Origin of the sequence: Chitinophaga filiformis (assembly GCF_023100805.1) — a bacterium.
Taxonomy (GTDB): Bacteria; Bacteroidota; Bacteroidia; order Chitinophagales; family Chitinophagaceae; genus Chitinophaga; species Chitinophaga filiformis_B.
The window spans coordinates 260910-285091 of the sequence record NZ_CP095855.1; the positions used below are offsets into that span (position 1 = coordinate 260910).

Consider the following 24182-nt stretch of genomic DNA (forward strand, 5'->3'; position numbering starts at 1 on the left):
AATATGACCAAATTGTTAAGGTCTGAAAAAAGGGTTACAACAGCCGGCCCTGGCGAAGCCGGCCGGAATGCAGCCAGCGCAGGTATTAGCGCTTATGCCAGATGCATTCACCTGAATTTCCACACAGGGTAGCTGCTACCTTTTGCGAATACGCTCTTTTCCGGAGGCAGCTCCAGGAAACCATCCGCCTGCAGCAATGCAGCCAGATCGCCGGAACCATGGTAAGGCGGCGGTAGGGCTTCCAATTGCCCGTTAGCCACGGGATGCAGGCGAACAGGCAGGAAATAGGTGAGCGGTGGTGCAAAATTAATGTCTGTGCCCAGTACTGCATAGGGAACAGGCGGGGCTGCATATTGCAGGCAGGCACGCAGCCAGGGCAATACATAGCGGTAGCAACACATGAAACCAGATACGGGATTACCAGGCAGCGCAAACACTACCGGGCCGTTCTCAAACTGTCCAAACAGGAAGGGCTTACCCGGCCGCTGTTGTATTTTATGGAAGATCTGCTGCATGCCCATTTGCTCCAGCACATGTGGCAGATGATCAAATTTTCCGGCAGATACGGCCCCTGTACAGATCCAGACATCTGCATCCTTCAGCGATTCAAATAAATGCCGGATAGCAGTTTCGTTGTCATGTACGTGATAACACTCCGCATTAATACCCAGCTGCGTTAACGCGGCTGCGAGACTGTAAGAATTAGATATCCTCACCTGGTGTACATCCGGTGTTTCCGTAACAGGCACCAGCTCGTCGCCGGTGGCAATGATCGCTATCCTTGGCAGGCGGCTTACATTTACCAGGGCTTTGCCCACAGAGGCCAATACACCCACTTCAGCCGCGGTTAACAAGGTACCTGCCGGGATCACTAACTGGCCGGCCGCAGCATCCGAGCCCTGCCGGTGGATATGTTGGCCTTTGGTTACACCTGCATTGATGGTAAAACGTTTAAAACCTTCATGCTCTGTGACCGTCAGGTGTTCGTACTGTATCACGGTATCTGTCAATTCGGGCATTATGGCGCCTGTCATTACTTCGATGCAATTAGCCGTGTTAGACAACTGTTTACGGGGCATGCCTGCTGCCTGCATATCTTCCACACCAAAGACCGTCTGCCCCTTTGCATAGCTTTCATAATCTATGGCAATACCGTCCATCATTACCCGGTCATATGGAGGAAAATCCCTATCAGACAATACCGGTTCCCGCAGAATACGGCCGGTAACGGCGGTGAAGGGCAGTTGCTCTATTCCAAAATCGCGAATGGTATCCATTACAGCGGCATATGCGGTGGTTACATCTATCAGCATTCTTTTGGTTGTTTGGTGGCTTTAGTTGTAAATTTATTCCATTATGAGCAATGATTCAAGTAAACAGGGATTTTCACACCTCAATGCAGCTGATCAACCGGTAATGGTGGACGTGAGCGGGAAAGCAGAAACTACACGTGTGGCAGTAGCAGAAAGCAGGGTATTTCTACCGGAGATCGTAAGACAGCAATTCAGCGGTAAAGATATTCATACCGCAAAAGGCGCCGTATTTCAAACGGCGATACTGGCTGGCATCATGGCCGCAAAGAAGACGCCGGACCTGATACCGCTTTGTCATACCTTACTCCTCGATGGATGCCAGGTGGAAATAGAACTGGAAGGTGAAGAAGCAGTGGTGCGTTGCACTATAAAAACAACTGGTAAAACAGGAGTTGAAATGGAAGCACTCACTGGCGCAAGCGTAGCTGCATTGACCATATACGATATGTGTAAAGCATTTACACATGAGATGGTGATCAGGCAAACACGCCTGCTGAGTAAAACAGGTGGTAAACGGGATTTTTAAAAAAGGTACAATGACAGCGCCATTAAAAGGACTCATACTCTGCGGCGGCCGCAGCACACGCATGCAACAGGATAAAAGCCTGATAGCCTATCATGGCATGCCGCAGTGGCAATATCTTTATCAGTTAGTACATAACATTACACCCGATGTATATCTTTCGTGCAGGGAGGAACAAAAGCCTGCACTGAGTGATGAGGTTCCCATGATCTTTGATAGTATTGAGGGGAATGGACCATCTGTAGGGCTGCTCAGCGCACATGCCGCATTTCCGGATACCGCCTGGCTGGTACTGGCAGTAGATCTTCCCCTCATCAGTCAGCAGAGCCTTCACTATCTCGTATCGCAAAGACAGGTGTTGAAGGATGCCACATCACTGATCAGCCCTGTCAATCATTTACCGGAACCATTGATTGCAATATGGGAACCTTCAGGACTGAAAAAGCTGCTGCATAACTTTAATGAAGGAAAGAATTGTCCGCGTAAGACATTGCTGCAATCAGATATTCTGCAGATAGAAAATCCATTCTCTGCAGAACAGTTTAACGCTAATACACCGGAAGAAATGAAAGAAGCGGAAGAACAGATCAGGCATTAATGAAGATCACGAATCAGGAAATGAGCTACGGAACTTTTGTAGCATTCATGATTCGTGATCAGATATTTTTACGGGTGTGCCGCCACCCAGACTTCACCATCTTCAAAGTATTCCTTTTTCCAGATCGGCACTGTTTCCTTTAAAGTGTCAATGGCATATTCACATGCATCAAATGCAGCTGCGCGATGTGGCGCTGCAACAGCAATAACAACCACGACTTCTCCCGGTTGTTTTTCACCAACGATGTGTAAGATCGCTATCCTTTTTACACCCATTTTTTCAATGGTATGATCTGCGATCTTCTCCATCTCAAGTAATGCCATCGGCTCATAACATTCAAAAAAAAGCTTAGTCACTTTTTTATCTTTAGTAACGTTCCTTACATTTCCGGAGAACACCACTACACCGCCACAGTCAGGCCCTTCAACGAAGTCGAGCGCTTGCTGTACGGTTACATTCCTGTCTATTTTTATTAGTTTGTTCATCGTAATATCAATAAGCGAATTTAATTACTTTGAAGGAAAATATTTTTTATAGATCAGTAGAAATGATCTAATATTAGTGCCTCAAAAAACTTTGTTTGTGATGAGTCCCGTAGTAGAAAAAATCATACTACTTGCTGCTATTGCAAGTATGCTATCACCAATCATTCCGCTTTTAAAGTTTATTATCAGATCTTACAAGGAGAAGAAGCGGTGGGAGGCCTGGGTTGATCTGGTGATTAAAGACTTTCTAGCTAATCCGAAACATTATAAGAGCTGGAAGGACAAAAAGCTATAAATGCTTTCCCAAAGGACAATCGTGCGCTTTTTCTCTATCCTATCAACATTAAAGCTATCATCCATTGAGTCAGTTAACAGATCAAAATACCAGATCACAGCATGGTACTCAGACTTATGCAAATATCGTTGGTGCAGGAAGCAGCACACTAATGCTGGTAATTGCCAGGGAAATACCCGATACTTACTGGTTAAAGCCTTACCCGATAATGACAGCACCTTCTCTTTCTGTTTATCTATCTAATGTTGCAGATGAAATAAGAACATACTTTTTAGTGCGGTACAGCAGTGTTAAAAATATGAGAGACGAGAGGAAAATTATCAGAAAAATTGAAGCGTTAAAAAAATATCCGCTTGCAACTACCAAGGATATCAATCTGTTAAACAAACAGCTCATGGAGGCCAGGATGCAACGAATAAAGAAAATGATCAATTCATTAAACAACTGATCTCACCCGCCACTCACTGGCGGGATCACCGCAATTTCATCTCCGGGTTGTAACACATCCTCATCATTGGCATACACCTTATTTACCGCTATCATCAGGGAACGTAAGTGTTCCAGTTGCGGGTATTTTGTATACAACCAGGTCCTGAGTGCTGCTACCGATGTAACTCCTTCCGCCGTAATAACAGGTGCTCCTGCTATATCTTTCGCTATACCAAATAGTAAAATACGCATATCCCGTGTATGAAATTTGGATAAAGCTACGATAATGTAGTAATTTTAAAGAGAAGACATATCAAATAAACGTAAGATGAAAATCAGGATCAGGGGTAACAGCATCCGCTACAGGCTGGATAAAAAAGACATAGAAGTACTGAAAGCTGAAGGAAAAGTGGAAGAAAGCACGACCATCGGCGCGGGTAACCTTCATTTCTGCATCAAAGCTAAAGCTGGCAGCAATGCGCCTTTCATTAAACTAGAATCATCCGCTATACACCTTTCCTTCCCTAAAGAACAGGTGCAGCAATGGACAGATACAGACCAGGTGGGTTTTTCCGCCGAAATTCCCAATGCGGACGGTTCTGTGTTAAGCATTCTCATTGAGAAAGATTTCAAATGCCTGACTGAAAGAGATGAGGATGACAGTAACGCATTTGACAATCCTGCAAGTAACTGTTAATCAAATATTTAATTCATAAATAGACCTCATACAGCCTTATTTAGCTTGAAAAGTTTGGGGTAGACACTATCATTTTAGATAGATTATAAAATATGACATATTCCTGACACGCAATGCATTGCTGGCTGCTTTTTCCGCTTTCGGTAAATCTTTTTCCCGATTCGATTAAGTAAGCGGACAATACTGATCGTTCTTTGTGGAAAAATCAGTCAGTCAATGTTCGGCTATTTACAGAAGCTACAAATCAGCATTTTCCTATACCTGTTCCTGTGCATATCTGCCAACGCACAAACCAAAGTGAACATAGAAGGCACAGTAAGAGATATCAACAACGTTCCATTACCGAAAGTGAGTGTACTGCTCAATAAGGCCCAGACTGCTTTCACAGACGAAAACGGACATTATATCTTTTCAAACCTGCCTGAAGGCGTAGAATATACCATCCGCTTTACGCATACCGGTTTTGAACCTTTACAGCAGAAAGTAAAGGGCAACAGGCTGGATGTTACCTTGGTACCAGCTTCTTCCCAGCTGCAAACCGTAGAAATAACCGGACGAACTGAAAAAGGATATAAGAACACCGCTTCCTTTATCGGCACCAAAACAGCTACTCCGCTGAAAGACGTGCCTCAGTCTATCTCTTATGTTACCAAGGAACTGATGCAGGACCAGGCATCAGTAAGAATGGGAGACGTTGTTAAGAACTTCAGTGGTGTGAACCAGTTTACTTTTTATGATGATATCACTATCCGCGGTTTTCGTATCAACGGGGGTAGCACTACACAGCTGCTGAATGGTCTGCGCACCTTCACCGGTTTCTGGAAACAACCAATGGTCAATTACCTGGAAAGAGTGGAAGTGATCAAAGGCCCGGCCTCTGCATTGTTTGGCAATGCGTCTCCGGGCGGTACCATCAACCGTGTAACTAAAAAACCACTGGAAGAGGCTCGTAAATCACTCAGCTTCACCATGGGTAGCTTCAATAACAACCGCGTTCTGGCCGACTTTACCGGTCCGCTGAACGATGAGAAGACCATCCTCTACCGTCTGAACATCGGGTATGAAAATTCAGAGTCTTTCCGCGACCTTCAGTTTGACAAAAACCTGGTGATCGCACCCTCTGTATCTTTCCTGCCAACGGAGAAAACACGTATCAACTTTGATGCGGTATATAATAAATCCAACAGTCGCCTTGACCGCGGACAGTCGGTACTATACAATGGCGACCTGCATTCAACACCGATCTCCCGTTCACTCAATGCAACCAACGACTATCTGAATGAGGAAACATATACCATCACTGCGTCTCTGAATCACCAGTTCTCCAGCCGTCTGGCCTTTAACCTGGCTTACCTGCGTACCGGTTATACAGAAGATCTGCTGGAACACCGTAGTGCCAATGCGTATGCAGTGGATTCTTCCGGCGCTCCTATTCCGAACCTTGTAGCCCGTCAGTCATTCATACGCAAAAAGAACCCTTCCAGTGACAATGCGTCTGCTTACCTGACCTATAGCGTTGAAACCGGTAAGGTATCGCACAAACTTGTGGGCGGTTATGATTACGCAACTTCTAAACTGCCTCCAGGCGCCTCCCAGTTAACAGCGAGCAATTACCAGCTGAAAGCTGGCGGTGCAGCCGCATACAATCCTGCTAAAGCGGCCAACTACGTATTTTACAACTACACTACTCCTGACGGAAAGGTGATCAGCATACCTAAACCAAACGTATCTTCTTTTGATATCACCAAAAATGATAACAAACTGGAGGATCCTTCCAAATACACTTATGTTGTACAAAACAGTGCTGTTTTGCCATCTTTCAACAGCATCAGCGGTATTTATCTGCAGGACCAGATCAGCATTGGAAATCTGAAGTTGTTACTTGGCGGCCGTTATGAAACATACACTGACAAGCCTAATTACAGGACCGATAGCGTGAAAAAAGTGACGCAGCATACTTTCCTTCCGAGACTGGGTGTTGTATACAGCATTAATCGCAATATCAATGTGTACGGTATGTATACCAAAGGTTACAATCCTCAGGATGCTGCTGTTCAGACCAATCCTCTCTCCGGCGGACCATTCGATCCTATTAACAGTCAGTTATGGGAAGGCGGCCTGAAAACGGAATGGTTTAATGGCAATATAACCGCCAATGCCGCCGCATACCATATTGTACAAACCAATACGCTGTATAACGCAAATGAACCGGGTAATCCTGACAAGATGATACAGATTGGTGAAGAGACCTCCAAAGGCGTGGAACTGGATGTAACCGGGCGTATTACAACTAACTGGGACCTGACAATTGCATATGCTTTCAATGACGCTACCATCAGTAAGTCAGGCAAATCTGATTCAGCATTGGTTGGCAAACAGAAACCAAACGCACCTAAGCACCAGGGTAATGTCTGGACTAAATACACCATTCCTTCCGGTCCTGTAAAAGGACTAGGGGTAGGAGCAGGCGCTAACTTCGTAACAGAAAGGAATGTGTCGCTCAACACGAAGCAGACCCTGCCGGGCTATGTACTGGTGAACGCGGCTGTTTACTACCAGGTGAATAAAGTGCGCCTGCAGGTGAATTTCAATAACGTTACAAATAAAACCTACTGGGTCGGCGGATATGACTATATTCGCCTCTTCCCCGGCGCGCCGAGGAGCTGGCAGGCAACAATCTCATATACATTCTGATCATGAAAAAAATTTTTGGCTGGTTACATCTCTGGCTGGGAATAGCTTCCGGCATTGTGGTTCTCGTAGTGGCGGGAACAGGCAGCCTGCTCGTATTTGAAGAAGAACTGGAACATGCGTTCCGGTCTTCTTTTTTTTATGTAGAGGTGCCGGCAAACACTTCCAGGCAACCGCTGGACAACCTGACGGCTTATGTACAAAGGGAAAATCCCAAATACAAAGTCGGCACTATCCTGGTAGAGCCGGAAGCGGATCGTAGCGTAGTGTACCTGTTACGGAAAGGAAAAGGAAACAAGGTACTTAAGAACCAGCTTTATGTGGCTGTCAATCCTTATACGGGTAAGATCATTGAATCTGTTCCCGGCAATAAACGTTTCTTTTCTGTTGTACTGCAACTGCACCGTTACCTGTGCATGGGCGAAACCGGTAAGTTCATTACCGGCATTTCATGTTCCATCTTTACCATCCTGATCCTGACAGGGCTGATATTATGGTGGCCCAAAAGGAATAACCGTAAACAGCGTTTAAGTGTAAAATGGAATGCATCTTTCAAGAGACTTAACTGGGACCTGCATGCCGTGTTGGGTTTCTATGTACACATCGTATTGCTTGTCATCGCGCTTACAGGACTTGTATGGAGCTATAAATGGATGAACAACCTGCTTTACATCGCTTTCGACGGGAACACCAAACAACAGAAAATAGTGGCTCCTGAAAGTCCTGCTGTAAAGAATACAGGGATTGCTTACCTGGAAAAGATGGTAAATACCATCAATGAAAGGTTACCATACGAAGGGACGATCACTATCCGCTTTGCAGAAAATGACAGTACATCTATTGCAACGTCAAAAGAAAACCGGGCCAGGCATAGTAATGTGAGTGATTTCCTTTATTTCCAGGCCGGTACCGGCGAGTTAGTGAAGGAACGCCTGTATGACAACGAAAGTAATGGCACCATCGCGAGAAGATGGGTATACCCGCTACACAGGGGCACCCTATATGGATGGCCTACCCAGATACTGGCGCTGATAGCAGCCCTGGTGGCTACAACATTGCCCATATCCGGGTTCCTGATATGGATGGGCAGAAAGAAGAAAAAGAAAAAACCGGAGGAAAAGATACAAGCGGTAAAAAAGCAGGCATTACCCCTGGATAAGCATCCGGACACCAGCGTACAGTATCAGTAAGGCAGTAGCGCCTTCCACGATCCGTGGTTTCAGCACTGCAGCACTCAAACGGGCGCCTATCTGTCCGCCGACGATAACAGACAACAAAAGCGGGCCGGCAAAGTGAAGATCAAATACAATTTCTCCTTTGCTGGCCTGTCCTAATAAGCCTCCGATAGAATTGATCAGAATAAACACACTACAGATCCCCGCTATTTTCTTTGCTGTATCATAACGCCCCAGACGTAATACCGGCGACAAATAGATACCGCCGCCAATGCCGGTCATACCTGACAACAACCCGATACCCGCACCAACAATACCGTATTTATAGGTCTTCTGTGCATCAGGGTCCGGAACATATTGCTTCTCCAGGAACAACTTGTAACACATCAGCAAAGCAGCTATTGTCAAAGCAACTCCCAGCAACAGGAAAAAAGTATGTTGTTTCAGGGGCAGGTAACTGCCCAGAAAAGCGAATGGCACACTGATCACACTTAACTGTAGGGCCCTCTTCAGCGGCAACTGGCCTGCACGGTAAAAATGATATACCCCGCCTGTAACCACTACTACGTTACAAAGCAGCGCTGTAGATTTCATCAGTTGGAAATCAACGCTCCACAACGCCATCAGTGCCAGGTAGCTTGAGCCGCCACCAAAGCCGGCAGAGGCATATAACAGGGCCACTGTGAAAAACAGTATGCAAAGTTCAATTGACATACGCCAGTTTAATAAGTGTTCATTTCCACATCAATTTCGGCGGCCCAGGCGTGGATGCCTCCTTCTATATTGTAGACTGCAGGAAAACCTGCTGCGTCCAGCTGTTGCGCCACCATCAGGCTACGCATTCCATGATGGCACAGCAAAGCGATCGGCTGATCTTTTCTTAATTTCGGAATAATACTTCCTACCATCCGCATGGGTACATGCATGGCTTGTGGGATATGGCATATTTCCCACTCATCAGGCTCTCTTACATCTATCAGTTGTAATGGCTTCTCTGTTTCCAGCCAATCCTGCAACTGATGTACTGACAAGCTTTTCACGCCACCCGTATCGCAGGGCTGCTCATAGCTTTCCTGCAGCGTGGTAATGTCATGATTACCGGGAACAGGTTTGATCTGGAAAGTATGATGGATGTTGTAAAGCGTGTCAATTGTCAGTAACTGATTGCTGAGGGGCTCTCCGATGCCGGTAATGATCTTCACGGTTTCGTTGGCCTGATAAGAACCGATGATACCCGGCAGGATACCCAATACGCCGATATCGCTACAGTTCAGCATAGTACCTGGCTCCGGCTGCTCGGGGAACAGGCAACGGTAAGTTGCGCTCCCTTTATAATTGAATACGCTTACCTGTCCTTCATATTTATGGATAGCACCATATACAAAGGGTTTGTTGAGTATTACACAGGCATCATTGACCAGGTAGCGGGTGCCGAAATTATCTGTACAGTCCACCACTACATCATAAGGTCTGATAATGTCAAGTGCATTGTCAGGAATGATCCAGGTGTCATACATATCAAATTTTACTTCCGGATTAAGTTGCTGCAGGCGTTGAACGGCCGTTTTCAACTTCGGGTTGCCTACTTCATTGGTGTTGTAAAGCACCTGTCTTTGCAGGTTGGTGAGAGATATATCATCGTGTTCCACGATACCGATCTTTCCGATTCCCATTGCAGTGAGATATTGCAATACGGGCACCCCTAATCCTCCTGCACCTATTACGAGTACTGCTGCATTGTTGAGCAGTTGTTGTTTTGCGGGACCGAAGCCTTCCAGTTTCAGGTGTCTGTCATATCGTTGCATCATCCGTTCTTTATCCTTTTAGACATTAATATTGAATCGCCATATGTACCATCCGTTTGCTTAAATCCCTGGAGCAAACGTCCATATTCCAGGAAACCAAAGTTACGATACAACTGGATAGCTCTTTCATTATTTGCAAATACGTTGAGGTGAATGATTTCCAGTTCCTTATGCTGCTCCGCCCAACGCATGGCGGCGGTCATCAGGCGACGGCCGATGCCCATATTCCAGTATTCATGCAGGATGGCGATTCCCAGCTGGCCAAGGTGTGCTTCTTTCTTCAGTTCTGATTGTTTGATGGTAATAGAACCTGTGAGGCGGTTCTCCACGATCGCCAGCAGATGCAGGTGTTTAGATTCATTACTGAGAGCGCTGATAAACGCCCGCTCGTCCACGACAGTCAGTTCCGCGGCTTCCTGTCTCGTCATGAGCAGAAAATCAGTTTCCATAGTCAGCTGCCGGAACAGGGCCAGTAGTGCCGGAGCGTCTTCCAGGAGGGCCGGGCGCACCAATAATACCTGGCCATTGGGTAGAAAGTGCTGCATACTACAAATGTAACTACAAAAAAAAGCGCTGCAACATATGCAACGCTTTTCTATTATTTAAATAATTTCTTATTTATAGTGTGATCTTATCTCCGCCAAAATAAGGCTGCAGCACTTTGGGTATATTGATACCATCTGCTGTCTGGTTATTTTCCAGTATACAGGCCAGAATACGTGGCAAAGCCAGTGAGCTGCCGTTCAGGGTGTGCACCAGCTGCGGTTTACCACCACCGTCTTTAAAGCGGATCTTGGCGCGGTTTGCCTGGAAAGCTTCAAAATTGGATACAGAGCTCACTTCCAGCCATCTTTGCTGGGCAGTGCTGTACACTTCAAAATCGTAGGTCAGAGCAGAACCGAAACCCATATCACCACCGCAAAGGCGCAGAATGCGGTACGGCAGTTCCAGGGCTTTCACCAGTTCCTCCACATGTGCTACCATTTCGTCGAGCACCTCGTAAGACTTTTCCGGATGCACTACCTGTACAATCTCTACCTTATCGAACTGGTGGAGACGGTTCAGGCCGCGTACGTCCTTACCATAGGAACCGGCTTCACGACGGAAACAAGGCGTATAACCGGTCAGTTTTACAGGCAGTTCGCTGTCTTTCAGGATCTCGTCCCTGAATAAGTTAGTCAGTGGCACTTCGGCGGTAGGGATGAGGTACAACTCATCTTCACCTACAAAATACATCTGGCCTTCTTTATCGGGCAACTGTCCGGTGCCATAACCGGAGGCTTCATTTACCAGGTGAGGTACCTGAAATTCCGTATACCCTTTGCTGGTGTTATAGTTCAGGAAATACTGGATCATAGCGCGCTGCAAACGTGCTCCACGGTTTTTATATACCGGGAAGCCAGCGCCGGAGATCTTATTTCCCAGCTCAAAATCGATCAGGTCATATTTCTTTGCCAGATCCCAATGAGGCACCGCACCTTCATATAATGCAGGGATCTCGCCGCCTTTGCGCACTTCCACATTATCTTCAGGGGTCTTACCCGGAGGCACCAGCGGAGATGGCAGGTTAGGCAGTTTTACAAGTGTATCGTGTAAAAGCTTCTCGGTAGCTGCCAGCTCCTCATTGATGGGATGCAGCTTTTCGTTCAGAGATGTTACTTCCGATTTACGTGATTCCGCTTCATCTTTCTGTCCCTGGGCCATCAGCTTACCTATCTCTTTTGACAGCGAATTTGCTTTGGCCTTTGTCTCATCATACTCAAGGGTTAATTTCTTGCGCTTGTCGTCCAGCTCCAGCACCTGATCAACCAGTTCCAGCTCCCTGAAATTTTTCAAAGTGAGCCGTTCCAGCACCAGGTCTTTGTTTTGACGAATGAACGGAACTTGTAACATTTTAAGATTTATTAAATTTCAGCAAATATAACAGTCAATCAGGAAATGTGAATTAAGAATTAGGGAACGAGGCCATCCCCATCCCTATTCCTGATACACAAGTCCTGGTCGGTAAATGTTATTATGAAAGGTATTTTCCTACGATCGGCACTCTTCTTCCTACGCCGAAAGCTTTGGATGAGACGCGTATGATAGGGCAAAACTGGTTCCGCTTGTACTCATTAGTGTTTACCATTTTGAGTGTGCGGGCTACCAGTGCCGCATCAAATCCCTGGGCAATGATCGCTTTGGGGCTCTGCCTGCGTTCAATGTACTGGTACAGTATCCTGTCCAATGTGGCATAGTCGGGCAGGCTGTCGCTGTCTTTCTGGTTAGGGCGCAGCTCAGCAGAAGGTGCTTTGTCGATGATATTCTGCGGGATAATTTCCTTATTACGGTTGATGTACCGGGCCAGTGCATAGACCTGCATTTTATATACATCTCCCAGTACTGCGAGCCCTCCGGCCATATCACCATAGAGTGTACCGTAACCGGTAGACAATTCGCTTTTGTTGGAAGTGTTCAGCAGTATATAACCGAATTTGTTGGCTAATCCCATCAGCAGGTTTCCCCTGATGCGGGATTGGGTATTTTCTTCCGCCACGTTAAAAGGCCTGCCCTCAAAATAGGGATTGAGGGTTTCCAGGAAGCTCTCATAAATATCATTGATGCGAATGATATCGCAGGGATTCTCCAGGTTCTTTGACAGGGCAACCGCATCGTCTACAGAATGTTCAGTAGAATAGGGAGATGGCATCAGGATGGCCCTTACATTTTCCTTTCCCAGTGCTTCTACCGCCAAGGCCAGGGTCACTGCGCTGTCTATACCTCCGGAAGACCCCAGGATGGCTTGTTTGAAGCCCATTTTCTGGAAATAGTCCTTTATACCGATAATAATTGCCTGGTAAATGCGGTCAATATTATATTCAGGCAGCAGTTCCATTACCGGGGTATAGGTCGTATCGGCCAGCGGCTGTTTGGATTGGAGCAGGACATCCAGGTCATAACCGTCTATTGCCTCTTCGAAATAAGGCAGTTCTTTTGCGATATTACCCTGTGCATCAAAGATGATTGATCCCCCGTCAAAGACGATCTCCGTCTGGGAACCGACGGCATTGCAATAGTACATGGGAATACCGTACTTCCGCACATTAGCGCGGATTATTTCCTTTCGGTTCTGTGCATGATCATAGTCGAACGGAGAAGCTGACAAGTTGATCATGACATCCGGCTGCTGTTCTATCATCTGGTCCATTGGGCAAACCCTGTACAGGGGATTATCTCCCAGGTTCCAGATATCTTCACAGATGGTCACCGCCAGCTTTTTTCCTTTGAAAGGCACTACATTCCAGGCATAGCTGGGTTCAAAGTAGCGGTATTCGTCAAATACATCGTAGGTAGGCAGCAATGTTTTATGGATGATCTGTTTCACCTCTCCTTCATGCAGGAACCAGGCCGCATTAAAGAGGTCCTTCCCCTCCGGCTGTGTATTCCGGCAGGGACCACCTACCAGCACTGCGATATTGGCAGTATGAGCTTTGATCGTATCGATGGCAGCGTATGATTGCTGGATAAAATCTTCAAACTCCAGGAAGTCCCTGGGTGGATAACCACACACACACAGCTCAGAGAATACTACCAGGTCAGCGCCCTGCGCCTCAGCGGCTTTAATTCCTTCCAGGATCTTCTGTGTATTTAATTCGAAATTGCCGATATGATAGTTCTGTTGAGCGAGTATAATTTTCATCTACAAACGTCTTTTAAAAGAATAATCCCAGATTTAATGCAAAGCTATTCATATTTACCTTGCCATCCTCCCATTTTCCATTCCGGGTCACATCAATGAACCCGTTCCGGTAGCTGAGGCCCGCCATAGCGGTCAGCCTGTCGCCCAGCGGATATTCAACACCGGCGCCGATCAGCATACCCATATTGATGGGTGTAATGGTCCTTAATATGTTCACTTTGTCGTCGTTTGCCTGCAGGCTGATAATATCCGCCCTGCCTCGTACAGGGAAGCTCAGATAGGTTCCGAACTGTCCCCAGAGCCCCAGTCCATTGTCTGTGTCTGTTTTTAGTTTCAGTGCGAAGGGCACCTCTACATACGTGAGTTTCAGCTTATATTCTGCCGGGATCTGTTTATAATCTTCCAGTCCCTTATTGGCTTCATATTTCAATGTACTCCCTGTGGTCGACACCTGTAAACCGGAGGCGATGGCATAACGCCCGCTTTCGTCCAGCAGAAAGTCTGCCATAATGCCAAAGCTGACGCCGGCGCGGGAAGCATTGCGGTCCACACCTGATTCCTGGGGTTGCAGCCAGACAACTGTAGGGTCCAGTTTAAAACCCAGCCGCACCCTGTTTTCCTGCATAAAGTTGCGCTGAGCTTTCAATGCGGCTGCATTTAGTAACAAAAACATGATGAATATTCCTTTCCTCATATAATTTTATCTTTTTTTTAATACAAGCTATATAATATTTTTACCTATTCGTAGTTAGATATTAAGTATGCAAAATTACATTAATAAATTAGCTGGTAACACTCAGTGGCTATTGTCCGCACTCATCTTTATATGTTGTGTCTCTGCCTGTAAGCACAAAAACGTGCCAGATGTGAGCCATATTGCTGTGAATGTGCAAATTGACCGTTTTGACCAGGCACTGTTTAAGCTGGATACCAACAATATCCAGCCTGGGCTCCAACAACTGGCAAAGGCATATCCTAACTTTCTGCCTGCCTACATTGAGCATATTATGAATTTCGGGCCTTATGCCGACACCAGCAAAATGGTACTGTTGCAGACCCGCATGCTGGTTGGCAACAGCGATTACCGGATGTTACAGGATTCCATTAATGCACATTTCCCTAAGCTGGACGCCCTGGAAAAGGAGCTGGCCCAGAGCTTCCGCTACATCAGATACTACATACCTAAGTTCCCGCTTCCACAGAAAATAGTCGCTTTCAGTTCGGTGATCAGTAATTACGGCGCTGTGACTGTTGATTCGGTGCTGGGTATCGGGCTGGATATGTACCTCGGCAAGGACTTCCCGATATATTCCATGCTGCCTGACTATCCGATGTATATGATCCGTAAATTCTCTCCTGAATATATTACCACCAACTGTATCCAGGTACTGGCGCAACAAGCCTACCCGGGGGCTGAGGCAGGCGAACAGCTGATCAATCAGCTGGTGAGCGCCGGCAAGCAACAGTACTTTCTCGAGCAGGTGTTACCTGAAACCGAAGATAGCATCCGCCTGGGATATACGAAAGCGCAGATGGAATGGTGTAACGACAGTGAACTCATGATATGGCAATATTTCGTACAACAGAACCTGTTGTATAAATCAGACTGGCAGAGCAATATGCATTTCATGAATGATGGGCCTTCTACACAGGGTATGCCGGAAGGATCGCCAGGCAGGATCGGAGCATTTGTGGGTTGGAAGATCGTAAAAGAGTATATGAAACATCATCCTGAGGTAACACTGCAACAGTTGATGGAGAACAAGAATGCAATGCAGATTTTTTCGCAGTCGAAGTACAGGCCGAATTAGATGTTATAGTAACTGCATTTTCTCCAGGACGTAAATACGCAGCCAATTAGGAATATCCTGATCATGTATCAACATTTTATCCCTTTCAAATTCTGCAATTAAGCGATAGCTTAAACGGGAATTATCTATCAGAAAAGTACGATAAGTGTAAGGAATGACGCTTGACAGTAAATCGAGAGATCTTGAATATCTTTCAATGATCTTGTCTTCATCTACATTATGCCCTCCTTTCCTTACCCTTTCTTTTACCCTGTCAATATTTATCTGAACAGAATCTGTCGCAATAAAATACAGGTAGTTTCTATATCCTGCGTCCAGGGCTTGTTTAAGAATCTCTAATTTGGAAACATGAGACATCACCGTTTCGAACGAGAACGAATGTCCCGCAGAAATCAACTGTTGTCTCAAAAACTCAGCGATCAATGCGGCTTCATATGCATGTGTACTCTTCCCGGTGGTAATTACATTATTCTGAAGTTTGAGATCAACCTGATATCCATCTTTTTCAGATTTTTCTCTCAAAGAGGATGTGGATAGATACTCTTCGAAAGCAGTGGTACGGATATTTAACTGGTAGTCGCCCAGATTTATAAATCCTTTCTCGCTACATGCTTTCTGAATGTCATCTGCATTCAGGTAGAATCCAGAATAGAAGTTCTTTTTGATATCGTAGATAATAGTGCTTTTGCCAGATCCATTCGGTCCTGCAAAAATACGCATGCGCTTAGTGGAACTTGACATGTAAAACGGCGCCTTTCTTAAACCCTGAAGAGATATCAGCAGTAATGATCTGCTCTATTTTTTCGATGTGCCCGTCGGCGTATTCTCTGACAACCCATCCATCTTTCTCATAAGTGATGGGTAACTGTAATGCTCTGTTCTCATTAATGGCATTTATAGCAGCTCTTTCGCCGATTTTCTCAAGCAGACTTGTGTCGACACCATCTTCAATAGCACTTAAGTCAGAAAAACTTCCGTGCTCAATCGCTGACCAATAGTCAGTACCGCTTTCATCATTTTCTTTAAATGGGATTTCAGACATATTAAGCTATTATACTTTAAAATTAAGCAATTAACACCATACTACGCATTCACTGGTTTTCCTCCCAGCACATCCACCACTGTTTCTCCCGGCAATATCCTGAACACAGGAATATTCAATGCATACCTGTTACACAACTGCCTGATCGCACTATCGATCTGTTCTGCAGCATATCGTGAGGAAAAATGTCCCAATATCAGTTGTTCAATATTACTTCCGCTCACCATTTCTATCACTTCATCCAGTCTGCTGTGCTTATTCTTGTGTGCATATACTTTGATCTCTTCTTCCCTTTCGAGGAAAGTCGCCTCATGAATAAGGATCTTAGTATCATTCCATTGTGTAAGATCTTCCACCGGCGTATCACCGGAATAGCTGAGTATATTCGTCCGCACCTCCATAGTGGTAGCTTCTTTTCCTTGTTCCAGTCCTATTCTGCGGATCTCCTCTCCCGACAGTCCGGCTAACTCAGGTCTGAGTTTACGCTTTGTCTGCATCACCTTAAAGCCGAGGCTCCTGATAATTTCCGGTGGTACCGGTACATGGCCGTTACGCACTGGTATCACTAAGATATCATCCTTTACACGGATCTCATCTCCCGGCGATACGGGCTCCCATAATGTTCCTACTGCATAAGGATCAAACTGCTGAAAGAAGGCCTGCATATAAGGAAAAGACCGGGAATCTTTCGGATAGTGAATAACGGGGTATCCTTCCCGGGCATTCAGCTGGTTGAATTGCAGCAATCCGGTAAGATGATCTCTGTCCGCATGTGAGATAAAGGCATGATTGATCTTCCTGCTTTTCTGCAGTAAAGAGGACATCACACCATCTCCTGCATCCAGCAAGAGTCCCAGCTCTTCAACGAAATACCAGGTAGAAAATAAAGCGGTAGAATAACCTGTGATCGTTAGTTCCATTGGACATTCTTCAAAATCAATAATAAGGCTGCTGAGAAATGTTCGCCAACCGTCTGTCGCAGACCAGCGGCCATCACAACAGGCATACAAGCGTAGCTGGTCCATTTTACAAAACAGCCCATGGCTCCGTTGGAGGCACCTTACTTCAACAAATAAAGGGTAAAAAAGTAAATCAATTTAGCTTAAAAGGGACAATCATCTGAAATTCGGGGATCTTGACCTCGAACAGCTTTTTGTTGAGCTGATTTTCCATCTGGTAAGTACCGTACATTTTACCGATCTCTGTACGCAGATTGGAACCCGAGACATATTGATAGCTTTCAGATGGGGCGAGCAGCGGCTGTACACCTACTACGCCTTCTCCTTCCACTTCACGATGCGTACCGTTTGAGTCTATAATGTACCAGTGACGGCGGAGGAGCTTGATTGGGAAAGTATTGTTATTCTCGATGGTGATACGGTAGGCGAACATAAACTCACTACCAATCGGATTTGAATAGTCCGGCTGATAAAATGTCTCCACGCTAATGGTAATTCCGTCTGTTACTTTTTTTACCATAAAACACCTCCGTTTAACGTAAAAATAAGCAAAATATATCCAGTAGTACTAAAAATTATATGATGGTGCAGACTTTAACTTTTCGTTTAGAAGTAATACTGATGGGCATCCCGGCAATACTAATCCGCTGATTAAAAGCCATTTAAACTATCCTGACACGTTCCATAATGGCCGCGTCCCGTTCTGCTGCCCTGGCTGCTACCTCGAACCGGTTGGCATAATAGCCTACCCTGACGCATTCCCAGAAGTATTTCCAGAGAAAAGGCACCAGCCCCAGTTCGCGGTATTGCATTACGTGACATATTTCATGCCGGACCCACCACGGGTGGCGTAAAAAATTCTCCCTGCTGGTGCCATGCAGGTGGATTGTCCTTCCTATGACCATGGCTATTTGATTTCCACCCATATAACGTGCCGCCAGACGGGCCAGAAAGGATCTTTCTTTTATGTAACAGGTTACAGGTTCCATGACGTATGTAAAAATACAATTTAGGAATTAGTATTAAGAATTAAGCAGTTAGGTGCTAATAATTTCTTTTCTCAATACTAATTCCTAACTTATCACAGAGAGAATCTCCTGGAAATATTGAATCCCCAACGGAACTGTCCCTGTAACCAGGAAGTAGTAGTTTCAGGGATGAACTGGTTTTCCAGGATAGCTGTTGAATTGGTAAAGTTCACATGGAATACGTGACCGCCGGTTTCAATTTCCAGCCCTACAGCCAATGGATTATACAGTTTCCGGCCCTGTTCTTTAAAATAGTCATTGCTTTCCTGGCTGCGGAAGGGATAGAAATACTCTACCAGCAGGCCGATACGTTTCGAAAACTTGAGCCGTCCACCTGCTCCTAATGCGAAAATGTCATTTTCATCCAGGTAGCCTACCCGGTTGCGGTGTACCAGGGTCGGTAACAGGGTCAGGGAAAGATTACGGTTGAATTTCCGGGCAATGATGACCTGACCGGTATAAGAAAGGCGATCAGTGAATTTACCGAAGTAGCTTGCATCTGAAACCGTTTCGCTGGAAGTCATGGCGCTCACAACAGCATTACCAAACAGGGCGATGGTCACAGGCATATGATCGTCAGTAGTTTGTTGCAGCAGCTTATATTTCGCTAATCCTTCATACAACTGGGTAAGGCTGCCGGAGCCTTTAGTACGCCCGATACCTGCCATCAGACGGTCTGTAATGCCATACTCGAACGCAATACGGACATCGGCTGAGTTGTCCATTCCAAAGAAGGTTTTGGTACCGCCAAATTCACCACCAAGATCGCCGAAATGGTGCGCCACCCTGAAGTCAAGTTCGCGCTTTTTCAGTGTTTCAGGAGAATGTCCCTGGATAATACGGGTGGACTTATAAGTGGCTATCACCGGCTCATGCGTTTTCACTTCGTCTTTTGCCACCAGGGCTTCCAGATTTTCCTGGGCAAAGGTGTTCAGTCCCAGGCAACAGCCCAGGAACAGCAGAGAGATATGTTTCATAGGTTCTGACAGATTAAAAGTATTTTTATCAGGATGCAATAGTATAGGCAGCTTTCACAGTTACTTCCACTACTTCCGCGATATTTTTGATAACCAATGTAGGTATTTTGATATGATGGTCGGCCAGCTTCACATTGAACCTGGCGTTAGCCGCCGGTTTCCCGTCTTTGACTATAATAGTCGCCTTTTCACGGTAAGTCTTATCTACACCATGGAGGGACAGCGTACCATCTACCAGTACTTCGTAAGTACCGTCTTTATGCAGATCGGGAGGAGATACCAGCTTGCCTTTAAAAACGGCATGAGGATATTTATCGCTCTCCAGGTAATTCTCATTGAAATGCTCTTCCATGAGCTGTTTCTTAAACTTGAATGTGTTAACAGCCACCTTAAAATATACTTCGCCCGTTTTCAGGTTGATAGCGGAAACGCCCTTATCTGAAGTAGCGTCAATGTCCTCTACGGGGGTGGCTGAAAAAAAAGATAATGCAGTGTTCCGGCAGGTGAACACATCCTGTGCAAAGCCTGCGTGGGCAAGGAACAACCCTGCAAACATTGTAATGATCTGTTTCATTGTAAACTGTTTTAGGTTAATGGGTCATCAATCTGGCATACCATGAGAGAGCCAGCAATTAATAGAGTCACGTGTTCCCTCGCTTAGCTTCCCACGGGGAGGCATATCGGCATTGGCGCTGGTAACCCGCTCACGGAATATGGCTTCATTCGCGTTGAGATAGGTCTTCAGCTTCTCCAGCGTGGAGAAATCCGACACTACAAAATTTCCTGTTCCCTTATGACAGGCGCCATTAGTACACCTGCTGGAAATAGTTGTCATGATGTAGGCAGATGTGATCACTGCGGTGTCGCAGGCAGTGGGTTCAATACCTGGCTTTGGTGCAGGGGCCTGTTCGGCGGTACAACTGTACACAAGCAGCATAAGCACCAGAGGAAACAGTGCTGTTTTCATAGGTTTTTTCATTTCACTTGAGTTTGGCGGGCATGCCCGGGTCTTTTATGGTTATCGTTCGCTATAACGCGCAAGATAAAAATATATTATATAATTGTGAGGCTATATTTGCCGGATAAACCTGTACTGATTTTTGCATGTTCTGTATCACTGTATATCATCATTTATAGTGATGCTTATGGACTATCAACTGAATTTTAATACATTTGTTTTTATGAACATTGAGCAGCTTTACGACATTTATAAGCAATACCCATCTATACAGACAGACACCAGACAGCTTAAGGCAGGTGATATATTCTTTGCATTGAAAGGGCCTAATTTCAATGGGAATACCTATGCAGCAGCCGCACTTGAAAAGGGCGCCGCATTTGCAGTAATAGATGAGGAGGCCTATTATACCCAGCCGGAAAAAATGATGCTGACCTCAGATGTGCTGGAGACCCTGCAACAACTGGCGCTACATCACAGGCAAAACCTGGACATTCCTTTCCTGGCCATCACAGGCACTAACGGGAAAACGACTACGAAAGAGCTTGTCAGCACAGTACTGGCATCCGCATTTAAGACCACCGCGACTGCCGGTAATCTCAATAATCACATAGGCGTTCCGCTGACCATACTCCGCATTCCGTCTGATGCAGCCATTGCCGTTATCGAAATGGGAGCCAATCATGAACATGAGATCGAGAGTTATTGTAAAATAGCCAGGCCAACGCATGGTATTATCACCAATATAGGGAAGGCACATCTGGAAGGCTTTGGCAGCGAAGAGGGTGTACGCAGGGCGAAAGGCGAGCTGTATGATTTCCTGCGGCAGAATAAGGGGACAGTGTTTGTGTGCAATGAATATCCTTATCTGCTGGATATGAGCAAAGGCATTGCTACTGTTATTACTTATGGACAACAGTCAGCAGATTATACCGGCCAGCCACTGGCAGACAGTGCGTTACTGAGCGTAAAGGTTACCAGCCACGAAGACATCGGGCAGATCGACAGCCAGCTGGTAGGTGCGTACAATTTCCCGAATGTGATGGCCGCTGTGGCAGTTGGACTGCACTTCGGGGTACCTGCTGAAAAGATCAGGAGCTCTATTGCAGCATATGCACCTTCCAACAACCGTTCACAGGTGATAAAGCAGGGCAGCAACACGGTGATCATGGATGCTTACAATGCGAACCCTTCAAGTATGAAAGCAGCTATAGAGAACTTTGCCGGTATTACTGCTGCAAAGAAAGTATTGTTGCTGGGCGCGATGATGGAGCTGGGCGCTGATAGTGTAAAAGAACATCAGGCACTGGTTGACCTGTTGCAGCGCACACACTGGCATGCAGTAGTACTGGTGGGAGGCGATTTTATTAAAACCAATCATCCTTATATATTTCTTGAAAATGCAAGCGCGGCGGCTTCCTGGCTGCAGCAACAGCAATTTACAGATACGTATTTGCTGATCAAAGGTTCCAGAAGTATGGGCATGGAAAAGGTAATTCTATAAAAAAAGAGACCTGCAAGCTGGAAAGCCCGCAGGTGTTCATAACCTATGCCAACTTTAGAGTATTATTAAAAAGCGTTTGAAATAATATTTATATATGGGAATATGTAATGCTGGAATTAATTAAAGTGATGAATTAGTTTTTATAAGGCATATGAGACCATTAGCTACAATTGTTTCTTATGAGGCATAACTACTATGAGGTTACGGGTATTGTTCAGGGTCAAAGTGCCGAGTTAATAGATTAATTGGTAGATTAGATCATATTCGCTGCTATTTACACTTATGAACACTTCCGCGCTCCCAAGAACAACAATTTGTGCGTCTGATTGTTTAAATCCCTTAAAAATTTCTGATTGAATGTTTTTCGCTTAACGTGTCTGCTACATGTGTCTGAATACATTTACGAACGTTTTAATTTCCTGGATTTCATTATTTAAAAAAAATCTCAGATTTCCTGGCAAAGTTCGATCAGTACGCCGTTTGTATCTTTCGGGTGCAGAAAACATACCAGCTTATTATCGGCTCCCTGCTTCGGCTCAGCCTGCAATAAAGTAAACCCTTCCCCTTTCAGCCGTTCCATCTCTGCATAAATATCTGCTACTTCAAAAGCGATATGATGTATACCCTCCCCCTTTTTGTCCACAAATTTTGCGATGGTACTGCCGGGACTGGTGGCTTCCAAAAGTTCTATTTTTGTTTCTCCCTGGCGGAAAAAAGCCGTTTGTACAAATTCGCTTTCCACCGTTTCCTTTTTATAGCAATCAGTGTTCAGCAGCCGCTGAAACAGGGGGATGGAAGTCTCTAATGACCTGACAGCTATTCCTATATGTTCAACTTTCAGCATGCGGCAATTTACATTTTAATGTAGAAATAAGCGTTCTCTATGTCCTTATCATATCTTACAATGATCGTGGGAGGCAAGAGACGCAATTAAGCATTAAATTTGTATTAGAGGAATCAACAAATACAATTAAAGACCGACAGATATGCTTAAGTTGCCAATTTACCTGGATAACAATGCTACCACCCCCTGCGACCCGCGGGTAGTTGAAGCAATGCTTCCCTATTTTTCCGAAGCATTTGGTAATGCATCCAGCCGTAATCACTCTTTCGGGTGGGCAGCAGAAGCAGCGGTTGACCTGGCCCGCGAACAGGTAGCAGCCCTGATAGGCGCAGATCCCAAAGAGATCATCTTCACTTCCGGCGCTACCGAGGCAGACAACCTGGCCCTGAAAGGGGTATTTGAAATGTATGCCGACAAGGGGAACCACATCATTACTACCGAAATAGAACATAAAGCAGTACTGGATACCTGTAAACACCTGGAGAAGCTGGGTGCAGAGGTCACCTATCTGAAGGTGAACAATGAAGGCCTTCCCGACCTGAAAGAACTGGAAGCTGCCATTACATCCAGGACCATCCTGGTATCTGTTATGTATGCCAACAATGAGATAGGCGTGATCAACCCTATCAAAGAGATCAGCGCCATCGCTAAAAAGCATGGCGTGCTGATGATGAGTGATATTACCCAGGCAGCCGGTAAGGTACCTGTGGATGTGAATCGCGATGGTATTGACCTGGCAGCATTCAGCGCTCACAAACTTTATGGTCCCAAAGGAGTGGGAGCATTGTACGTACGCCGCAAGTCGCCGAGGGTGAAAGTAACAGCCCAGATGGATGGCGGCGGACATGAAAGGGGGATGCGTTCAGGCACACTGAACGTTCCGGGTATCGTGGCCTTTGGTAAGGCCTGTGAACTATGCCAGCAGGAAATGGAAGCAGAAGGTAAAAGGCTGGCAGCATTGCGTGATAAACTGGAAAACGCATTGCTGCAACTGGAGCAAACCTTCGTTAACGGATCAAAAACCAACCGTTTACCGCATGCCACTAACATTTCCTTCCGCTATGTGGAAGGCGAAGCCCTGATGATGGGCTTTAACAAGAATCTTGCGCTATCGTCCGGTTCCGCCTGTACCTCAGCCTCACCGGAACCCAGTTACGTACTGAAGGGCCTTGGCCTTGGGGATGACCTGGCCCATTCCTCTATCCGATTTGGACTGGGACGCTTCACTACGGAAGAAGAAATTGACTATGCCATCCAAACCGTTACAGAAACGGTGAATAAATTAAGAGAAATAAGTCCGCTGTGGGAGATGTTTAAAGAAGGTGCGGACATGAACACTATAGAGTGGTCCCGTCTTTGAGGACAGTGA

Annotated in this window: 27 protein-coding genes; 9 read left to right on the top strand and 18 right to left on the bottom strand. The window is 45.8% G+C overall.

Annotation, left to right across the window (positions count from 1 at the left end; genetic code table 11):
- Positions 1-107 precede the first annotated feature (107 nt).
- A complete protein-coding gene (locus MYF79_RS01090; protein WP_247812142.1) occupies positions 108-1313 on the bottom strand; it encodes a molybdopterin molybdotransferase MoeA in 1206 nt (401 codons plus the stop codon).
- Between the two features lie 43 nt (positions 1314-1356).
- On the opposite strand from MYF79_RS01090, the gene moaC reads away from it, so the two are divergent.
- Both moaC and MYF79_RS01100 read left to right on the top strand, forming a co-directional pair.
- Positions 1357-1839, top strand: a complete 483-nt coding sequence (gene moaC, locus MYF79_RS01095; RefSeq protein WP_247812143.1) for a cyclic pyranopterin monophosphate synthase MoaC — start codon at positions 1357-1359, stop codon at positions 1837-1839.
- Positions 1840-1849: 10 nt separating this feature from the next.
- A complete protein-coding gene (locus tag MYF79_RS01100; protein ID WP_247812144.1) occupies positions 1850-2434 on the top strand; it encodes a molybdenum cofactor guanylyltransferase in 585 nt (194 codons plus the stop codon).
- Between the two features lie 68 nt (positions 2435-2502).
- Here MYF79_RS01100 and MYF79_RS01105 read toward each other — a convergent pair whose 3' ends face one another.
- A complete protein-coding gene (locus MYF79_RS01105; protein ID WP_247812145.1) occupies positions 2503-2919 on the bottom strand; it encodes a molybdopterin synthase catalytic subunit in 417 nt (138 codons plus the stop codon).
- A gap of 359 nt (positions 2920-3278) precedes the next feature.
- On the opposite strand from MYF79_RS01105, the gene MYF79_RS01110 reads away from it, so the two are divergent.
- Positions 3279-3662, top strand: a complete 384-nt coding sequence (locus MYF79_RS01110; RefSeq protein ID WP_247812146.1) for a hypothetical protein — start codon at positions 3279-3281, stop codon at positions 3660-3662.
- A 2-nt stretch (positions 3663-3664) separates the two neighbouring features.
- Here MYF79_RS01110 and MYF79_RS01115 read toward each other — a convergent pair whose 3' ends face one another.
- Entirely contained in the window at positions 3665-3895 is a 231-nt protein-coding gene (locus tag MYF79_RS01115; protein WP_247812147.1) for a MoaD/ThiS family protein, read from the bottom strand.
- 76 nt (positions 3896-3971) lie between these two features.
- On the opposite strand from MYF79_RS01115, the gene MYF79_RS01120 reads away from it, so the two are divergent.
- The 3 genes from MYF79_RS01120 (at position 3972) to MYF79_RS01130 (ending at position 8221) form a co-directional block, all read left to right on the top strand.
- Entirely contained in the window at positions 3972-4340 is a 369-nt protein-coding gene (locus MYF79_RS01120) for a DUF7009 family protein (RefSeq protein WP_247812148.1), read from the top strand.
- Positions 4341-4556: 216 nt separating this feature from the next.
- Positions 4557-7034 (top strand): TonB-dependent siderophore receptor, encoded by a 2478-nt coding sequence (locus tag MYF79_RS01125; protein WP_247812149.1) that lies wholly within the window; start codon positions 4557-4559, stop codon positions 7032-7034.
- A gap of 2 nt (positions 7035-7036) precedes the next feature.
- Positions 7037-8221 carry a PepSY-associated TM helix domain-containing protein gene (locus MYF79_RS01130; protein ID WP_247812150.1) on the top strand — a complete coding sequence of 395 codons (1185 nt, stop codon included), beginning with the start codon at positions 7037-7039 and terminating at the stop codon, positions 8219-8221.
- On the opposite strand, the gene MYF79_RS01135 is transcribed toward MYF79_RS01130, so the two are convergent.
- From MYF79_RS01135 to MYF79_RS01160, 6 genes are all read right to left on the bottom strand, one after another.
- On the bottom strand, positions 8177-8920 hold the full coding sequence (locus tag MYF79_RS01135; RefSeq protein ID WP_247812151.1) for a sulfite exporter TauE/SafE family protein: 744 nt from the start codon (positions 8918-8920) through the stop codon (positions 8177-8179). The two genes, MYF79_RS01130 and MYF79_RS01135, sit on opposite strands and share 45 nt — an antisense overlap.
- An 8-nt stretch (positions 8921-8928) precedes the next feature.
- A complete protein-coding gene (locus MYF79_RS01140) occupies positions 8929-10014 on the bottom strand; it encodes a ThiF family adenylyltransferase (RefSeq protein WP_247812152.1) in 1086 nt (361 codons plus the stop codon).
- Positions 10011-10556: a GNAT family N-acetyltransferase gene (locus MYF79_RS01145; RefSeq protein WP_247812153.1), complete on the bottom strand. Its 546-nt coding sequence runs from the start codon at positions 10554-10556 to the stop codon at positions 10011-10013. The genes MYF79_RS01140 and MYF79_RS01145 overlap by 4 nt, the downstream gene beginning before the upstream one ends.
- Positions 10557-10629: 73 nt before the next feature.
- Entirely contained in the window at positions 10630-11904 is a 1275-nt protein-coding gene (gene serS / locus MYF79_RS01150) for a serine--tRNA ligase (RefSeq protein ID WP_247812154.1), read from the bottom strand.
- A gap of 121 nt (positions 11905-12025) precedes the next feature.
- On the bottom strand, positions 12026-13690 hold the full coding sequence (locus MYF79_RS01155) for an NAD+ synthase (protein ID WP_247812155.1): 1665 nt from the start codon (positions 13688-13690) through the stop codon (positions 12026-12028).
- 13 nt (positions 13691-13703) lie between these two features.
- Positions 13704-14384 (bottom strand): porin family protein, encoded by a 681-nt coding sequence (locus MYF79_RS01160; RefSeq protein ID WP_247812156.1) that lies wholly within the window; start codon positions 14382-14384, stop codon positions 13704-13706.
- 172 nt (positions 14385-14556) lie between these two features.
- On the opposite strand from MYF79_RS01160, the gene MYF79_RS01165 reads away from it, so the two are divergent.
- A complete protein-coding gene (locus tag MYF79_RS01165; protein WP_247812157.1) occupies positions 14557-15501 on the top strand; it encodes a hypothetical protein in 945 nt (314 codons plus the stop codon).
- Between the two features lie 3 nt (positions 15502-15504).
- Here MYF79_RS01165 and MYF79_RS01170 read toward each other — a convergent pair whose 3' ends face one another.
- The 8 genes from MYF79_RS01170 to MYF79_RS01205 all read right to left on the bottom strand — a co-directional run bounded on the left by MYF79_RS01170 (position 15505) and on the right by MYF79_RS01205 (position 20474).
- A complete protein-coding gene (locus MYF79_RS01170; RefSeq protein ID WP_247812158.1) occupies positions 15505-16242 on the bottom strand; it encodes a zeta toxin family protein in 738 nt (245 codons plus the stop codon).
- On the bottom strand, positions 16226-16543 hold the full coding sequence (locus tag MYF79_RS01175; protein ID WP_247812160.1) for a hypothetical protein: 318 nt from the start codon (positions 16541-16543) through the stop codon (positions 16226-16228). The genes MYF79_RS01170 and MYF79_RS01175 overlap by 17 nt, the downstream gene beginning before the upstream one ends.
- Before the next feature lie 41 nt (positions 16544-16584).
- Positions 16585-17463 carry an MBL fold metallo-hydrolase gene (locus MYF79_RS01180; protein WP_247812161.1) on the bottom strand — a complete coding sequence of 293 codons (879 nt, stop codon included), beginning with the start codon at positions 17461-17463 and terminating at the stop codon, positions 16585-16587.
- A 172-nt stretch (positions 17464-17635) separates the two neighbouring features.
- Entirely contained in the window at positions 17636-18022 is a 387-nt protein-coding gene (gene apaG / locus MYF79_RS01185) for a Co2+/Mg2+ efflux protein ApaG (protein WP_089828842.1), read from the bottom strand.
- 142 nt (positions 18023-18164) lie between these two features.
- Entirely contained in the window at positions 18165-18491 is a 327-nt protein-coding gene (locus MYF79_RS01190) for a DUF4157 domain-containing protein (protein ID WP_247812162.1), read from the bottom strand.
- 92 nt (positions 18492-18583) lie between these two features.
- Positions 18584-19507: a DUF5777 family beta-barrel protein gene (locus tag MYF79_RS01195; RefSeq protein ID WP_247812163.1), complete on the bottom strand. Its 924-nt coding sequence runs from the start codon at positions 19505-19507 to the stop codon at positions 18584-18586.
- 28 nt (positions 19508-19535) lie between these two features.
- Positions 19536-20081 (bottom strand): YceI family protein, encoded by a 546-nt coding sequence (locus tag MYF79_RS01200; RefSeq protein WP_247812164.1) that lies wholly within the window; start codon positions 20079-20081, stop codon positions 19536-19538.
- Between the two features lie 27 nt (positions 20082-20108).
- Positions 20109-20474: a hypothetical protein gene (locus MYF79_RS01205; RefSeq protein WP_247812165.1), complete on the bottom strand. Its 366-nt coding sequence runs from the start codon at positions 20472-20474 to the stop codon at positions 20109-20111.
- Positions 20475-20688: 214 nt separating this feature from the next.
- Here MYF79_RS01205 and MYF79_RS01210 point away from each other — a divergent pair, with 214 nt between their 5' ends.
- Positions 20689-21969 (top strand): UDP-N-acetylmuramoyl-tripeptide--D-alanyl-D-alanine ligase, encoded by a 1281-nt coding sequence (locus tag MYF79_RS01210; RefSeq protein WP_247812166.1) that lies wholly within the window; start codon positions 20689-20691, stop codon positions 21967-21969.
- 445 nt (positions 21970-22414) lie between these two features.
- Here the strand turns inward: MYF79_RS01210 and mce are convergent, their stop codons facing one another.
- Positions 22415-22813, bottom strand: coding sequence for a methylmalonyl-CoA epimerase (gene mce / locus MYF79_RS01215; protein ID WP_247812167.1), 399 nt, complete (start codon positions 22811-22813; stop codon positions 22415-22417).
- Between the two features lie 142 nt (positions 22814-22955).
- Here mce and MYF79_RS01220 point away from each other — a divergent pair, with 142 nt between their 5' ends.
- Positions 22956-24173, top strand: coding sequence for an IscS subfamily cysteine desulfurase (locus MYF79_RS01220; protein ID WP_247812168.1), 1218 nt, complete (start codon positions 22956-22958; stop codon positions 24171-24173).
- Positions 24174-24182 lie beyond the last annotated feature (9 nt).

Bases quoted from the DNA above. Each gene is read 5' to 3' on its own strand.
- MYF79_RS01115 (WP_247812147.1), bottom strand. From the start codon at position 3,895: ATGCGTATTTTACTATTTGGTATAGCGAAAGATATAGCAGGAGCACCT.
- serS (WP_247812154.1), bottom strand. From the start codon at position 11,904: ATGTTACAAGTTCCGTTCATTCGTCAAAACAAAGACCTGGTGCTGGAA.
- MYF79_RS01200 (WP_247812164.1), bottom strand. From the start codon at position 20,081: ATGAAACAGATCATTACAATGTTTGCAGGGTTGTTCCTTGCCCACGCA.
- MYF79_RS01190 (WP_247812162.1), bottom strand. From the start codon at position 18,491: ATGGAACCTGTAACCTGTTACATAAAAGAAAGATCCTTTCTGGCCCGT.
- MYF79_RS01090 (WP_247812142.1), bottom strand. From the start codon at position 1,313: ATGCTGATAGATGTAACCACCGCATATGCCGCTGTAATGGATACCATT.
- MYF79_RS01160 (WP_247812156.1), bottom strand. From the start codon at position 14,384: ATGAGGAAAGGAATATTCATCATGTTTTTGTTACTAAATGCAGCCGCA.
- MYF79_RS01220 (WP_247812168.1), top strand. From the start codon at position 22,956: ATGCTTAAGTTGCCAATTTACCTGGATAACAATGCTACCACCCCCTGC.
- MYF79_RS01180 (WP_247812161.1), bottom strand. From the start codon at position 17,463: ATGGAACTAACGATCACAGGTTATTCTACCGCTTTATTTTCTACCTGG.
- MYF79_RS01135 (WP_247812151.1), bottom strand. From the start codon at position 8,920: ATGTCAATTGAACTTTGCATACTGTTTTTCACAGTGGCCCTGTTATAT.
- moaC (WP_247812143.1), top strand. From the start codon at position 1,357: ATGAGCAATGATTCAAGTAAACAGGGATTTTCACACCTCAATGCAGCT.
- MYF79_RS01210 (WP_247812166.1), top strand. From the start codon at position 20,689: ATGAACATTGAGCAGCTTTACGACATTTATAAGCAATACCCATCTATA.
- MYF79_RS01100 (WP_247812144.1), top strand. From the start codon at position 1,850: ATGACAGCGCCATTAAAAGGACTCATACTCTGCGGCGGCCGCAGCACA.
- MYF79_RS01120 (WP_247812148.1), top strand. From the start codon at position 3,972: ATGAAAATCAGGATCAGGGGTAACAGCATCCGCTACAGGCTGGATAAA.
- MYF79_RS01140 (WP_247812152.1), bottom strand. From the start codon at position 10,014: ATGATGCAACGATATGACAGACACCTGAAACTGGAAGGCTTCGGTCCC.
- MYF79_RS01130 (WP_247812150.1), top strand. From the start codon at position 7,037: ATGAAAAAAATTTTTGGCTGGTTACATCTCTGGCTGGGAATAGCTTCC.
- MYF79_RS01145 (WP_247812153.1), bottom strand. From the start codon at position 10,556: ATGCAGCACTTTCTACCCAATGGCCAGGTATTATTGGTGCGCCCGGCC.
- apaG (WP_089828842.1), bottom strand. From the start codon at position 18,022: ATGGTAAAAAAAGTAACAGACGGAATTACCATTAGCGTGGAGACATTT.
- mce (WP_247812167.1), bottom strand. From the start codon at position 22,813: ATGCTGAAAGTTGAACATATAGGAATAGCTGTCAGGTCATTAGAGACT.
- MYF79_RS01170 (WP_247812158.1), bottom strand. From the start codon at position 16,242: ATGTCAAGTTCCACTAAGCGCATGCGTATTTTTGCAGGACCGAATGGA.
- MYF79_RS01125 (WP_247812149.1), top strand. From the start codon at position 4,557: ATGTTCGGCTATTTACAGAAGCTACAAATCAGCATTTTCCTATACCTG.
- MYF79_RS01175 (WP_247812160.1), bottom strand. From the start codon at position 16,543: ATGTCTGAAATCCCATTTAAAGAAAATGATGAAAGCGGTACTGACTAT.
- MYF79_RS01155 (WP_247812155.1), bottom strand. From the start codon at position 13,690: ATGAAAATTATACTCGCTCAACAGAACTATCATATCGGCAATTTCGAA.
- MYF79_RS01105 (WP_247812145.1), bottom strand. From the start codon at position 2,919: ATGAACAAACTAATAAAAATAGACAGGAATGTAACCGTACAGCAAGCG.
- MYF79_RS01205 (WP_247812165.1), bottom strand. From the start codon at position 20,474: ATGAAAACAGCACTGTTTCCTCTGGTGCTTATGCTGCTTGTGTACAGT.
- MYF79_RS01195 (WP_247812163.1), bottom strand. From the start codon at position 19,507: ATGAAACATATCTCTCTGCTGTTCCTGGGCTGTTGCCTGGGACTGAAC.